This is a genomic window from Streptomyces sp. NPDC097617 (genome assembly GCF_044761485.1).
Classification (GTDB): domain Bacteria; phylum Actinomycetota; class Actinomycetes; order Streptomycetales; family Streptomycetaceae; genus Streptomyces.
The window spans coordinates 21,956-34,861 of the sequence record NZ_JBIWCL010000003.1 but is presented as its reverse complement, the minus strand read 5'-3'; the positions used below and the strand labels follow the sequence as shown (position 1 = coordinate 34,861).

Annotated in this window: 18 protein-coding genes; 8 read left to right on the top strand and 10 right to left on the bottom strand. The window is 70.0% G+C overall.

Annotated features, from left to right (window positions below):
• Positions 1-48 precede the first annotated feature (48 nt).
• The gene (locus tag ACIQZO_RS06440; protein ID WP_403622088.1) at positions 49-846 is read left to right on the top strand and encodes a VOC family protein; all 798 of its coding nucleotides are present in this window, start codon (positions 49-51) and stop codon (positions 844-846) included.
• Here ACIQZO_RS06440 and ACIQZO_RS06435 read toward each other — a convergent pair.
• Positions 834-1,277, bottom strand: coding sequence for an ATP-binding protein (locus ACIQZO_RS06435; RefSeq protein ID WP_403621042.1), 444 nt, complete (start codon positions 1,275-1,277; stop codon positions 834-836). The two genes, ACIQZO_RS06440 and ACIQZO_RS06435, sit on opposite strands and share 13 nt — an antisense overlap.
• Before the next feature lie 113 nt (positions 1,278-1,390).
• On the opposite strand from ACIQZO_RS06435, the gene ACIQZO_RS06430 reads away from it, so the two are divergent.
• On the top strand, positions 1,391-2,215 hold the full coding sequence (locus ACIQZO_RS06430; protein WP_403621039.1) for a helix-turn-helix domain-containing protein: 825 nt from the start codon (positions 1,391-1,393) through the stop codon (positions 2,213-2,215).
• Entirely contained in the window at positions 2,212-2,457 is a 246-nt protein-coding gene (locus ACIQZO_RS06425; RefSeq protein WP_403621036.1) for a DUF397 domain-containing protein, read from the top strand. Before ACIQZO_RS06430 ends, ACIQZO_RS06425 begins: the two co-directional genes overlap by 4 nt.
• A gap of 18 nt (positions 2,458-2,475) precedes the next feature.
• On the opposite strand, the gene ACIQZO_RS06420 is transcribed toward ACIQZO_RS06425, so the two are convergent.
• The gene (locus ACIQZO_RS06420) at positions 2,476-3,237 is read right to left on the bottom strand and encodes a TetR/AcrR family transcriptional regulator (RefSeq protein WP_403621033.1); all 762 of its coding nucleotides are present in this window, start codon (positions 3,235-3,237) and stop codon (positions 2,476-2,478) included.
• Between the two features lie 101 nt (positions 3,238-3,338).
• Here ACIQZO_RS06420 and ACIQZO_RS06415 point away from each other — a divergent pair, with 101 nt between their 5' ends.
• Both ACIQZO_RS06415 and ACIQZO_RS06410 read left to right on the top strand, forming a co-directional pair.
• Positions 3,339-4,274, top strand: a complete 936-nt coding sequence (locus ACIQZO_RS06415) for an ATP-binding cassette domain-containing protein (protein ID WP_403621030.1) — start codon at positions 3,339-3,341, stop codon at positions 4,272-4,274.
• Complete coding sequence (locus tag ACIQZO_RS06410; RefSeq protein ID WP_403621027.1) at positions 4,271-5,026, top strand: ABC transporter permease; 756 nt, start codon at positions 4,271-4,273, stop codon at positions 5,024-5,026. The genes ACIQZO_RS06415 and ACIQZO_RS06410 overlap by 4 nt, the downstream gene beginning before the upstream one ends.
• 51 nt (positions 5,027-5,077) lie before the next feature.
• Here the strand turns inward: ACIQZO_RS06410 and ACIQZO_RS06405 are convergent, their stop codons facing one another.
• From ACIQZO_RS06405 to ACIQZO_RS06370, 8 genes are all read right to left on the bottom strand, one after another.
• Positions 5,078-5,350, bottom strand: coding sequence for a DUF1876 domain-containing protein (locus tag ACIQZO_RS06405; protein ID WP_403621024.1), 273 nt, complete (start codon positions 5,348-5,350; stop codon positions 5,078-5,080).
• Positions 5,351-5,431: 81 nt separating this feature from the next.
• Positions 5,432-6,088 carry a contact-dependent growth inhibition system immunity protein gene (locus tag ACIQZO_RS06400; protein WP_403621021.1) on the bottom strand — a complete coding sequence of 219 codons (657 nt, stop codon included), beginning with the start codon at positions 6,086-6,088 and terminating at the stop codon, positions 5,432-5,434.
• Positions 6,089-6,101: 13 nt separating this feature from the next.
• Entirely contained in the window at positions 6,102-6,401 is a 300-nt protein-coding gene (locus tag ACIQZO_RS06395; RefSeq protein WP_393852077.1) for an RNase A-like domain-containing protein, read from the bottom strand.
• 12 nt (positions 6,402-6,413) lie between these two features.
• Entirely contained in the window at positions 6,414-6,572 is a 159-nt protein-coding gene (locus tag ACIQZO_RS06390; protein ID WP_403621018.1) for a hypothetical protein, read from the bottom strand.
• Positions 6,573-6,591: 19 nt separating this feature from the next.
• Positions 6,592-7,176 (bottom strand): hypothetical protein, encoded by a 585-nt coding sequence (locus tag ACIQZO_RS06385; protein ID WP_403621015.1) that lies wholly within the window; start codon positions 7,174-7,176, stop codon positions 6,592-6,594.
• 15 nt (positions 7,177-7,191) lie between these two features.
• A complete protein-coding gene (locus ACIQZO_RS06380; protein ID WP_403621012.1) occupies positions 7,192-8,985 on the bottom strand; it encodes an RNase A-like domain-containing protein in 1,794 nt (597 codons plus the stop codon).
• Positions 8,985-9,164, bottom strand: coding sequence for a hypothetical protein (locus ACIQZO_RS06375; RefSeq protein WP_403621009.1), 180 nt, complete (start codon positions 9,162-9,164; stop codon positions 8,985-8,987). Before ACIQZO_RS06375 ends, ACIQZO_RS06380 begins: the two co-directional genes overlap by 1 nt.
• Positions 9,165-9,470: 306 nt before the next feature.
• Positions 9,471-10,202, bottom strand: coding sequence for a helix-turn-helix domain-containing protein (locus tag ACIQZO_RS06370; RefSeq protein ID WP_403621006.1), 732 nt, complete (start codon positions 10,200-10,202; stop codon positions 9,471-9,473).
• A gap of 250 nt (positions 10,203-10,452) precedes the next feature.
• On the opposite strand from ACIQZO_RS06370, the gene ACIQZO_RS06365 reads away from it, so the two are divergent.
• From ACIQZO_RS06365 to ACIQZO_RS06355, 3 genes are read left to right on the top strand one after another with little or no spacing between them, the layout of a single operon-like run.
• Complete coding sequence (locus ACIQZO_RS06365) at positions 10,453-11,118, top strand: DUF4097 family beta strand repeat-containing protein (RefSeq protein ID WP_403621003.1); 666 nt, start codon at positions 10,453-10,455, stop codon at positions 11,116-11,118.
• Between the two features lie 12 nt (positions 11,119-11,130).
• Complete coding sequence (locus ACIQZO_RS06360; protein ID WP_403621001.1) at positions 11,131-12,117, top strand: ATP-binding cassette domain-containing protein; 987 nt, start codon at positions 11,131-11,133, stop codon at positions 12,115-12,117.
• The gene (locus ACIQZO_RS06355) at positions 12,114-12,905 is read left to right on the top strand and encodes an ABC transporter permease (protein WP_403620998.1); all 792 of its coding nucleotides are present in this window, start codon (positions 12,114-12,116) and stop codon (positions 12,903-12,905) included. The genes ACIQZO_RS06360 and ACIQZO_RS06355 overlap by 4 nt, the downstream gene beginning before the upstream one ends.
• The last annotated feature ends 1 nt before the right edge of the window (position 12,906 follow it).

The window sequence follows — 12,906 nt, the reverse complement described above, 5'->3', positions numbered from 1 at the left end:
GACGGCCCGTCCTTCCCCCATCCGCCACCGGAGGCATCCGTGCCCGACATGAACGGCCCCTACAAGCCCGGCACCCCCTGCTGGATCGACCTGATGGTTCCCGACCAGCAGGCCGCCCTCGACTTCTACTGCGATCTGTTCGGCTGGCAGGGCGAGGTCGGCCCGGCCGAGCAGGGCGGCTACTCCGTCTGCACCCTCAAGGGGCAGCCCGTCGCCGGCATCATGAAGGCGAGCAACCCGGACGGCACCGTCCCGGACCCGATGCCGCCGACCGTGTGGACCACGTACCTGTCCACCGACGCCATCGACGCCACCCTCAAGACCGCCACCGACGCCCACGGCACGGTCATGATCGGCCCGATGGACGTCATGGACCTCGGACGGATGGCCGTGGCGGCCGACCCGACCGGCGCCGTGTTCGGCCTGTGGCAGCCCGGCACCTTCGACGGCGCCGGCATCGTCAACGAGCACGGCGCCCTCATCTGGAACGAGCTGAGCACCAGCGACGTCCCGGCCGCCGCCGCGTTCTACTCCGCGATCCTGCCGATCAGCACGGCCTCCTCCCAGATGCCCGGAGCCGAGGGGTACACGGAGTTCCAGGTCGCCGGCCGCGTGGTGGGCGGAATGATGAACCTGGACAAGACCCCGCCCGGCACTCCCCCGAACTGGCTGCCGTACTTCCAGGTCGACAACGTCGACGAGATCCAGGCGGCCGCCGTACGGTCCGGGGCCACCGTCCTCGCCCCCGCCTTCGACATGGTGGCCGGCCGCATGGCCGTGCTGGCGGACCCGCAGGGCGGACCCTTCGCGGTGATCACGGCGACCGCCCCGGATCAGACCGCCTGACGCGACCGGGCGCACGGGGGACGCTCTCCCCGTGCGCCCTCCCCCTTCCGGAACTCGCACCAGACGACCTTGCCGGGGGTCCGCGCCAGGACCCCCCAGTCGTCGGCGAGCGCGGCGACGAGGGTCAGCCCGTGCCCGTGCGGTCCCCCATCGATCCGGGACAACCCGGGCCCGCTGTCGTGCACCTCGACGCGCAGGGTCGCGTCCTCGAAGCCGAACAGCCGCAGCAGGTAGCCGCGGCCGGACGGGACGCCGTACCGCAGGGCGTTGGTCGCCAACTCGCTCACGCAGAGCGACATTTCGTCGAGGACGTCGATGGCGCCCCACGCCTGCAAGGTGTCACGTGTGAACTGGCGCGCAGCTGCGACGGTTCGAGGTGAGCGCAGGTAGAGCCGCTCGCGCACGAGTGCCGCCTGAATAGTTGGATTCACGGGACGATCGTCGCGGTGTGTGACTAGCGTGTGGCTGAGCGCCGACCCGTACTCCTTGATGAGTACGGGTCCGCACGGGGTATTCCGCCTGCGTGGGTGGGGAGTTCGCTGTCATGCCACCGAGGAAACGAGCACGGCCGAACGCGACGACCATGAAGATGGTCGGCGCGATGGTGGCCGCCGCGCGGATCGCCAAGAACCTGACGCAAAAGCAGCTCGGAGAGCTGGTACGGCTCGACGCGGAGACCATCGCCTCCATCGAGCAGGGCCGCCGCGCGCTGATGCCGAACGTCGCCGAGCTGATGGATCTGCATCTGGGCCTGCCGGGCCTGCTGACGGTCGCGGCGCTGGAGATGCCGACCATCGACGCGACGCCGCCGTGGGCCGAGGAGTACATGGACCTCGAAGCCGCGGCCATCGCGCTCTCCTGGTTCGACAACCAGGTCGTTCCGGGACTGCTCCAGACGGAGAACTACGCCCGGGCCGTCTTCAGGTGCCGCGTCCCGGCCCATCCGGAAGCAGAGATCGAGGCGCTGACGGCCCGCCGCATCGCACGTCAGGGAATCATGCACCGCAGCACGCCGCCGACCCTGAGCTTCGTGATGTGGGAGGCCGTGCTCTGCGACCGCATCGGCGGGGACGAGGTGTACGCGGAGCAGGTGCGCCACCTCCGTGCCTGCGCCGACCTACCGGACGTGAGCCTCCAGGTCATGCCACTGGGCCGCACCTCGCACGCGGGCCTCAACGGCCCGTTTATCCTCCTGGAGACCCCGAACCATCAGCACCTCGGCTACACCGAAACCCAACGCGGCAGCCAGTTGATCTCGGACCCCGATGAGGTCAGCATCCTGGCGCGCAAGTATGCAATGCTGCGAACGCAGGCCCTCAACACCGAGCAGACACGAGGCCTGTTGGGCCGCCTGCTAGGAGAGACATGAGCGCCACGACTGCACTCCAGTGGTTCAAGTCCAGCTACAGCGGCGATGAGGGCGGCGCCTGCCTGGAGGTTGCCGTGGCCTGGATCAAGTCCAGCTACAGCGGCGGCGACGGCGACGCATGCCTCGAATTCGCCACCGGTCAGGACACGGTCCACGTCAGGGACTCGAAGGTCCAGGACGGCCCCGTCCTGGACCTCGCCCCCGCGAGCTGGGCGCAGCTGACCGGGTGGGTCAGCCAGTAGCGCGGCCGGCCACGGCCGTCACTCCGCCCGCTCGGCGACCAGCGGCGCGAGGCCGTCCAGGATGCGGTCCAGGCCGAAGCGGAACTGGAAGTCCGGCTCGCCCGAGCCGCTGAACGCGTCGGAGTCCAGCAGCCGCGTCACCGCCGGGTGGCTGTCCGGGCCGGCGAGCAGCCGCAGCGTTCGGACGTACTGGGCCAGGGCCTGCGCCGGGGCCACGCCCGACTTCACGATGGCGTCGATCATGTCCGCGGCCATGGTGGCCTCGTTCCGCACCAGGCTCCCGATCAGGATGATCGTGGAGAGCTTCTCGCCCTCCCTCAGGCCCGTACCGGCCATCGCCGCGAGCCCACGGTCCATCCAGGCCAGCTGGTTCGGGGTAGCGGGCGGGGCCGTGATCGGGATGCGCAGGATCCAGGAGTTGGCCATCAGGACGGCCCGCTGCGCGTACGCCCAGTCCGTCAGCAGCTCGCGCCACCCCCACCCCTCCGCCTCCGGCGGCAACGGCGGCGGGGTGCCGACCCCCGCGTCGGACATGAGGACGTAGAGCTCCTCCTTGGCGGCGACGTACCGGTAGAGGGACATCGTCGAGACGCCCAGCTCCTTGGCCACGCGGCCCATGGAGACGGCGTCCATGCCCTCACCCGCGGCCAGCGTCACGGCCGCCTCCACGATCTTCGGCAGCGTGAGCGTGGGGCGCGGCCCCTTGCCGGGGCGGTCGCGCAGGCCCCAGGCCATCTCCAGGCTCGCCGGAAGCCCGGTCCCGCTGTCCTCGTCCTCCATGACCGCCCACTCCTTGATTGACCCCCATCCTAGTTCTGTGTATTACTTACACAGAAGAGCGTAAGGCATACGCAGAAACAGCGAAGGGAGCACTGTCCCCCATGACCACGCACGCCTCCGGCGGCCTCGGCATCCACGCGACCGGCCTCACCAAGTCCTACGGAGACCTCCGTGTCCTCGACGGCATCGACCTGGCCGTCCCGCGCGGCAGCGTCCTCGCCCTCCTCGGCCCCAACGGCGCCGGCAAGACCACCACCGTCCGGATCCTGGCCACCCTCACGGCGCCCGACTCCGGCGCCGTCCGCATCGCCGGGCACGACACCGCCACCGACCGCTCCCGGGTCCGCGAACTCATCTCCCTCACCGGCCAGTTCGCCGCCGTCGACGAGCTCCTGACCGGCGCCGAGACCCTGCGCATGATGGGCCGCCTGGCCGGGCTCTCCCCGCGCGCCTCCCGTACGCGCGCCGACGAGCTCCTCGCCCGGTTCGGCCTCACCGAGGCGGCCGGCCGCACCGCGAAGACGTACTCGGGCGGCATGCGGCGGCGGCTCGACCTCGCCGCGAGCCTGGTCTCGCGGCCCGAGGTGATCTTCCTCGACGAGCCGACCAACGGCCTCGACCCGCGCAGCCGCCAGGACCTGTGGGACCTCGTACGGGAACTGCGCGCCGACGGGACCACCGTCCTGCTCACCACCCAGTACCTGGAGGAGGCCGACCGGCTCGCCGACCGCGTCGCCGTCCTCGCCGACGGCCGCATCGCCGCCGAGGGCACGCCCTGCGAACTCAAGTCGCGCGTCGCGGGCCACCGGCTGGACCTCACCCTGACCGACCGGGCCGCCTACGACACCCTCAGCCCGCGCGCGGTCCACCACGCCCCGGACGAGCTCACCCTCGGCCTGCCCACGGACGGCACCGCCGCCCACGTCCGGGCGCTGCTCGACGAACTCGACCCGGACCGCACCGATATCGACCGCTTCACCCTGCGCAGTGCCACCCTCGACGACGTCTTCCTCGCCCTGACGGGAGCCCACCGATGACCGCCGTGCCCGCGAGCGCCTTCGCCCTGGCGGGCCGCAGCCTGCGCATCAGCAGCCGTCGGCCCGACGCGCTGATCGCCGCCCTGATGCTGCCCGTCATGCTGATGCTGATCTTCGTCTACTTCTTCGGCGGAGCCATCGACACCGGGACGGCCTACGTGACGTACGTGGTCCCCGGCGCCATGCTGCTCTGCGCGGGCTTCGGCGCGGCCTCCACCGCCGTCAGCGTCTGCGAGGACATGACGAACGGCGTCATCGACCGCTTCCGCTCCCTCGACATCGGCGCCATCCCCATCCTCGCCGGGCACGTCGCGGCCTCCGTGGCACGCAACCTGATCTCCACCGCCCTGGTCCTCGCCGTGGCCCTCGCGATCGGCTTCCGGCCCCAGGCGGGCCCGGCCGCCTTCCTCGCCTCGGCCGGCCTGCTGCTGACGTACATCACGGCGATCTCGTGGCTGGCGGCCGCACTCGGGCTGCTCGCCAAGTCGCCGGAGGCGGCGGGCGGGTTCACCTTCCTGATGATGTTCCTGCCGTACCCGTCCAGCGCGTTCGTCCCCATCGAGACCATGCCCGGCTGGCTCCACGGCTTCGCCGACCACCAGCCGCTGACCCCGGTGATCGAATCCCTGCGCGCCCTGCTCCTGGCGCAGCCCGCCGGTGACGCCCCGTGGATCGCCCTGACCTGGTGCGCGGCCATCACGGCCGGGGCCGTGACCCTGTCCACGGTCCTGTTCCGCGGCCGGACCCGCTGAGGGGCTCCTCGCAGGGAGAAGCCCCTCAGCACGCCGACGGCGCGTACCCGCTCAGCCGCTCAGCGGGTAGGAGTTGCGGCCCGACGCCTCGTCGATCTCGGTGTGGGCCTTCTGCAGCATCTGCGACGCGATATCCATGAGCGCGCGAGCGCCCGCGATCTCTTCCCCGACCCTCAACTGCTCCGGGTCGGAGGGATGGCGCAAGGCATAGCCCCGCGCCCTGATCTCGGAGCCGTCCCCGAGCCTGACCAGGGCCGCCGCACTCGTGCGGTGGCCCTCCTCGGTGAATTCGAGCTCCACATGCCACCCGACGAGCGTGGACATGGTGCATCACCTCCAGGGGGTCACCCTTCCCTCCAGGGTGCGCCCTCCACGGACCCGGCGCGAGCCGGGGCCCGCGGGCCCTCAGCCGCCGGCCAGCCCCGTCGCCACCGCCTGGAACCAGGCTCCGTACGAGAACGGCTCGGGCGGGTTGACCTCCATGCCGAGCTCCGCGGCGGCCAGGGCGTAGTCGCCCTCGTCCATCGGGAGGGCGAGCAGCTCGTGGAGCTCACCGACGAGGCGGGCGACGAGCTGCGGATCGGTGGTGGTGGCGTAGTCCGCGACCGCCGCCTGGTGGTCCGGGAACTCGTCGACGATGTCCTGGGAGAACCAGCCGCCCAGCAGCTGCGCGGTCTCCGGGAACCTCGCGTGCCACTCCCAGTGCGTCCGCGGGGTCGCCGGCGGCGGCACCTCGCCGTCCTCGACGCTCTGCTTGAGGTGGTCGGCGAGCACGAGGAGCCACGCGCCGATGGCGGACTGCGGGATTCCGACGTCGGGGACGGCGTAGAACTCGTTGAGGTCGATCCGCAGGCGCCCCGGGGGGTTGCGGCCGTACTCGCGCAGCTGGCGCTCCGCCTCCGCGACGGCCCAGGGACGGGTGTGCCAGGTGTGGCGCAGGTAGGCGTCGAGCGCGGGGCTGCGCCGCTCGGCCGTGTCCTCACCCTGCTGGCCGAGGTAGGCGCGCATCACCTGATCCAGCTCGCCGTAGCGCCGGTCGTGTTCGAGGGGCTTCATGGCCACGGTCGGTTTGCCTCTACAGGTAGAACGGGAGGGTGGTCTGGACGACGAAGCCGTACGGGCTGGCGGGCTCTCGGCGCAGTACGACGCGGGCGGCCCGGACGTCGACGGGCTCCCGTCCGGCGAGCAGCATCGCCTCCAGCTGCACCCGGCCGACGGGCTCCTCACGGGACGGCCAGGCGGCCTCGATGGTCAGGCGCGCCCGCGTTCCCTGGGCGAGCCAGCGGTGGATGGCCTGCTCATTGGCGGTCACCACCTGCTGGGTGGCCCACTGGGCGGTCTCCCGGTCGGGGTAGGTGGCGGATCGGGTCAGCATCGGATCATTGTCTCAATTCGCGTTGAACGACCAGAAGACACCGACGGCGAGGACGTCCTCGGCCCAGTCCTCGTGCAGTCGGGGGCCGCACCTGGCGAGGGTGTAGACGTCCTCCAGGAGCCGTAGCAGCGCGACTTCCCAGGTGGCGGCCCCGGTGCATCGGGTCGGCATGGATTCCTCCTCTCAGGGCTCAGATGTCGTCGAATGCCCAGAACAGCCCGACCTCGGTGTCGGAGACGACGACCAGGCCGCAGTCCTCCCCGTAGATCGTCATGGGCGACCAGCCCATGGGCTGCCCGAAGTCCAGCGTGCCGACGTGCCCGATAGAGCTGACGTTGGTGTGACAGGTGAACGCGTCCCCGTAGCGGGCGAGGATGGTGCGGGCCAGGCCCTGAAGCTCTTCGAAGCTCTCGGTGAACCTTTCGAGGTTCCGCAGGGTGCAGCCGCCGTCGGTGAGCGCGAGGAGGAGGTTCTCGGCACTCGCACGGTCGATCTCGCGCAACCGTTTCCCGATGTCGGCCGGGGTGAGCGGGCGGGACGGATCGGCCCTGAAGGACGGACGGCAGAACGGGAAGTCGGGGTGTTCCTGAGAGCGCTCGTTCGCGGTGTCGTCGTGCCCCGCCCAGCCACGCGGGTCGGGGGCGGCGCGCTCCATGACGGCGAGCACGTCGGCCCGCCAGTCCTCGTGCTTACGCGGACCGGTGGCGATGAACGCGTACCCGTCCGCGTACAGGTGCTGTACCGCAGATTCCCAGGATTTCTGGTCAGTGGTCATCTTCGAGAGCCTTCCTCACAAAGCGCTGGGCATGGACGTCATGACGGTGAACGGAGGATTGCGGCTGCTGTCGTACTTGATCCTCGTGTCGATGCCCTTCACGTCGACCGCCTTGGCGTTCATGCCTCCCTGCTTGTATCCGGACAGCGGATCGGTATCGTCGGTCGGCTGCCTGCTCACACTGCGGCCGCTGACCTCGCCGTTGGGCGCCGGCGCCAGGAAGGGCTGCACTTTGCCCTCTTCGGGTGGCGGCGGCCCCTTGATCCAGGCTTCGATCGCCTCGGCGTTGTAGTTGAGGTTGTATTCGGTGAGTTCCTGCGCCCGCTGGTAGTTCGGGAAGGCCGAGGAGCCGCTCAGCTTCGGCTTGCCGTGCGGCCAGGCCTGGGTCGGGCCGTTCTGCTGCTGGTCGCGCAGGCGCTGCACCAGCTGCAGGTCCGTCTTGCCCACGTGCTTGTCCAGTGTGTGGCCGTCGGCCATGTACTCGTTGGCCGCCAGGTCCAGCGTGTACTTACCGGTGGCCGAGTCGATCTTCAGCCAGGTCTGCGAGGTGCTCTTGAAGTCCTCCAGGGACCGGGCGCCGAAGCCGTGGGCGCGGGCGACGCCGGCCTCGTACTTCGGGGCGCTCATGTGCGCTTCGTCCAGGCCCGCCTTGAGCGCGTTCATGCGTGTGGTGAGGCCGTCCACGATGCCGGTGTACTTGTCCACGATCCGGTTGAGCTTGGCCTTGTCCAGGTTCAGGACCGTCTTGACGTCGAACTTCAACAGGAAGCCGGTGGCCCCGCCGATCCCGCTGGCCACGCTGGTGACAGCGCCCGCGATGGTCTTGAGGCTGGGCTTCTCCTTGGCCTTCTCGATGTCGTCGATGATGCTCATGGCGGCCTTCTTCATGGCCCGCTTGAGCTCTTCGAAGACGTCGTGGTTCAGTTCGACGGCCGCTTCCGCGTACTCGCGGAGGCAGTCGCTGATCTTGATCGCCACGTCCTTGAGCACGGTCATCACCGGCTCGCTGCCCGTGGGCACCTTTGCCCCGTACCCGCCCGAGGTGTGCGCCCACTGGTAGCCGTGCCGGGACTGGCCCCAGTCCGTCCCGCCCCACAGCGCGCTGCAGAACGTCCGCATGGCGGCTTCCCAGTCGGCCTTCTGGTGGTTGGTGATCGTGCCCATGGCCATGGTCAGCTCGTCCGCCGCGCCGGTCACGATGGTCGAGGCGTTCATCCAGCTGTGGCAGTGCGAGTTGAGGTAGTGCTGCTGCGGGAAGGGGTGGACGTCCGCCACCTTGCCGATACGGAAGATGTTCTTCGCGACGGGCTGCAGGACGTCCCGGACGATCTCCGGTATGCCCTCCATCGCACCGCGGATCAGGTCGTCGCCGCCGTCGTCGTCACCCCACTTGATGTCGGGGACGCTGTCGAACTTCGGCTCCTTGTCGATGACGGTGGGCAACGGGCGCTGTTCCGCGGCCTGTCCGGGCTTGGGGTGGGACGCCGCATCGGCCTTGGTGTAGGCGTTGGCGGTCTCCGTGAAGCCGACGGCGACGCCGCCGACGCTGACCACGCTCTTGCCCCACACCTCCAGCCAGCGGTTGCCGATCTTCTTGTAGGCCTCGGCGAACGACTCGGCCGCGGTACCCGCCCCGCCGGCGTCCGGGTACTCCTTCAGCTCCTGCAGGAGCGTGTTCGCACCGCGCATCATGGGGTCCTGCGCCTTGGCGATCCGGCCCGAGACGTTCCAGAGCTGCGGCGGCTTGACGTCGATGTTGCCGCCGCCCGCGGGCGCCGCGGGGGTGGGGCCCGGTGTGGGGCCGGCCATCAGGCGCCGCCTCCCCAGCCCTGCAGCACGGACTTGTTCGCCGCGGCGTAGTTCAGGTGCCCCTTGACCACGACCTCGTGCAGCCAGGCCTGGGCAGCCTTGAGGTCCTGGGCCGAGCGGTCCCACTTGTCCAGCTCGTCGATGAAGGCCTCGCGGGCCTCCCCGTCCCAGCTCAGCACGGCCTTCTTGGCACGCCCGTAGAGCAGGTCCAGCTTCTCGTTGAGGTCCTTGAGAATCGTCTCCAGGTCTCCCGACAGGGGTCCAGGTCGTCCGCGAGCGTGGTGAGCCCGTCCTCCGAGACCCTGAGATCGCCGTCCTGCATGTCCACCCCCCCCTCCATGGCGCTGCCGCGCCACTTACCCACGTACGCACAGGATTCTCGCAGGTCATCGGAGCGGATACCTGAGTATGCGCACTCATGTTCGGGCCCTGCCAGCCGAGTTCGGCGTATGGGGACGGCGCCCGGGCGCGCACGGGTCCCTCGCTCAGGCGGGGTCGTCCGGGGGCGTCGCCGGCTTGGTGTGGAGGACCGCGCGGGCCTGTTCCGCGGCGCGGGTGATGCCTTCGGAGACGAAGTCCATGAAGCGGGCGATGTTCTCCAGGCGGTTGGCGGCCGGGGTGTCGGGGCCGAGGATGCTCACGCCCTGGCGGGCGGTCGCGATGATCTGCTCGTTGACGCGGGCGGAGGCGATCGTCGCCTGGTACCAGACGTCGTCGTCGACGAAGTAGCGCTCGCGGCGGCGCTCGTCGCGCTCCCTGCGGACCAGTCCCTGGCCTTCGAGGAACGTGATCGCCTTGGAGATGGACGCCGGGCTGACCTGGAGGCGCTGGACGAGTTCGGCCGCGGTGAGGCTGCCCGAGTCCGTTATGTACAGGCAGGCCATCACCCGGGCCATCATCTTCGGCGTTCCCGCCCGGACGAGGACGTCGGTGAACACCTCCTCGTACTCGCGCACCGCTTCGGCGTCGCGCCCGTGGACCTGCGGAGGCGCCTCACCGCTGCGGGGCACGGACTGCCTGCGGTGGGCGCGGCGTTCGGTGGCGCGGTGGGCCAGGTCGGCGCGGTAGGCGCCAGGGCCGCCGTTGCGCATGACCTCGCGCGAGATCGTCGAGGTCGGACGGTCCAGGCGCCTGGCGATCTCGGCGTAGGCGAGGTCGTCCGCCAGTCCCAGCGCGATCTGCCGGCGTTCCTGCTGGTTGAGCCTGCCTCCCGGCATCGAGGTCTCCTTCATGGTGGTCCGTGGTGTCTCCCACTATAGCGTTCACTTCCATTCCATTGCAACGAACAACATGCGGACTGTTGCGTTAAGCGCGAAACCATTGCAATGAATTCCCGCCCGTGACCTGCTAGTTCAGCATTTGCGCGCAACAGATCTGTTGCCAGAAACGCAAACGCAACGTAGCTTTTCACTCATCAGAAACAGCGGGGCGCACGGAGCGCCACCGCGACCATGAAGGAGAAGCACCATGCAGAAGTTCGCCACCTCGGCCCCGATCTCCGCCGTCCTGAACATCCCCGCCGGACGCATCCGCCTCATCGCCGCCGACCACGCCGACGCCACCGTCGAGATCCTCCCCGCCGACCCCGCCAAGAGCCGCGACATCAAGGCCGCCGAGCAGACCACCGCCCGCTTCGAGAACGGCGTCCTGCGCATCGAGGCCGCCCCCGCCAGGAACCGCGTCCTCGGCAACCCGGGATCGGTCGAGATCACCGTCCAACTCCCGGCCGGCTCCCGCATCGACGCCAAGGCCGCCACCGCCGAGTTCCGCGGCGTCGGACGCCTCGGCGAGGTCACCTACGAAGCCGCCCACGGCACCGTCAAGCTCGACGAGACCGCCGGCGCCCGCCTCGCCCTCCAGGCCGGCGACATCACCGTCGGCCGCCTCGCCGGCGACGCCGCGATCAGCACCCAGAAGGGCGACCTCCACATCACCGAGGCCACCGGCGGAAACCTCGAACTCTCCACCCTCTCCGGCGACGTGAACATCGGCGCCGCCCGCGGAGTCTCCGCCTCACTGGACGCCGGCACCACCTACGGCCGCATCCACAACACCCTGCAGAACAACGGCGCCGCCGACCTGACCGTCCGCGCCACCACCGCCCACGGCAACATCACCGCCCGCAGCCTCTAAGGAGAAACCGACATGACCGACCTGGCGATCGCGGCGAACGGGCTGCGCAAGTCGTACGGCGACAAGACCGTGCTCGACGGCATCGATCTGGCCGTCCCCGAAGGAACGATCTTCTCCCTGCTCGGCCCGAACGGCGCCGGCAAGACCACCGCCGTCAAGATCCTCTCCACCCTCGTCACCCCCGACGCCGGCGACCTGCGCGTCGCCGGTCACGACCTCGCCACCCACCCGCAGGCCGTGCGCGCCGCCATCGGTGTCACCGGCCAGTTCTCCGCCGTCGACGGTCTGATCACCGGCGAGGAGAACATGCTCCTCCTCGCCGACCTGCACCGGCTGTCCCGGCGCGAGGGCCGGCGGGTCACCGCCGAACTCCTGGAACGCTTCGACCTGGTGGAGGCCGCCAAGAAGCCCGCCTCCACCTACTCCGGCGGCATGAAGCGCCGCCTCGACATCGCGATGACCCTGGTCGGCGGCCCGCGGATCATCTTCCTCGACGAACCGACCACCGGCCTCGACCCGCGCAGCCGCCACAACATGTGGCAGATCATCCGCGAGCTCGTCACGGGCGGGGTGACCGTCTTCCTCACCACCCAGTACCTGGAGGAGGCCGACCAGCTCGCCGACCGCATCGCCGTCCTCAACGACGGGAGGATCGCCGCCGAGGGCACCGCCGAAGAACTCAAGCGCCTCATCCCCGGCGGACACGTCCGGCTCCGCTTCACCGACCCCGCCGCCTACCGCTCCGCCACCCTCGCCCTGCCCGGGGTCACCCGCGACGACGAAGCACTCGCGTTGCAGATCTCCAGCGACGGCAGCCAGCGCGAGCTGCGCACCCTCCTCGACCGCCTGGAGAGCGTCGGCATCGAGGCCGACGAACTCACCGTCCACACGCCCGACCTCGACGACGTGTTCTTCGCCCTCACCGGCGACGGCGCCCGCATCCCCCACCAGCCCACGCAGCCCACCCGGCCCGACCAGCCCGAGGAGAACGTCCGATGAGCTCCCTCTCCCTCGCCATCCGCGACTCGAACACGATGCTGCGCCGCAACCTCCTGCACGCCCGGCGCTACCCCTCGCTGACCCTGAACCTGCTGCTCACCCCGGTCATGCTGCTCCTGCTCTTCGTTTACATCTTCGGCGACGTGATGAGCGCGGGCATGGGAGGCGGCGGCGCCGACCGCTCCGAGTACATCGCCTACGTGGTCCCCGGCATCCTGCTCATGACCATCGGCAGCACGGTCATCGGGGCCGCGGTGTCCGTCTCCACCGACATGTCCGAGGGGATCATCGCCCGCTTCCGCACCATGGCGATCTACCGCGGCTCCGTGCTCATCGGGCACGTCGTCGGCAGCGTCCTGCAGTCGATCGCCAGCGTGGTCCTCGTCGGCGCCGTCGCCGTGGCCATCGGCTTCCGCTCCACCGACGCCACCGCCCTGGAATGGCTGGCCGCGTTCGGACTGCTCTCGTTCTTCGCCCTGGCAGTGACCTGGATCGCGGTCGGGATGGGCATGGTCAGCCCCAACGCCGAGGCCGCCAGCAACAGCGCGATGCCGCTGATCCTGCTGCCGCTCATCTCCAGCGCCTTCACCCCGATCGACGCGATGCCGGGCTGGTTCCAGCCGATCGCCCAGTACCAGCCCTTCACCCCGGCCATCGAGACCCTGCGCGGCCTGCTCCTCGGCACCGAGATCGGCTACAACGGCTGGCTCGCGGTCGCCTGGTGCCTCGCCCTGACCGCCCTCGGCTACCGCTGGTCGACCGCCTCGTTCAACCGCGACCCGAAGTAAC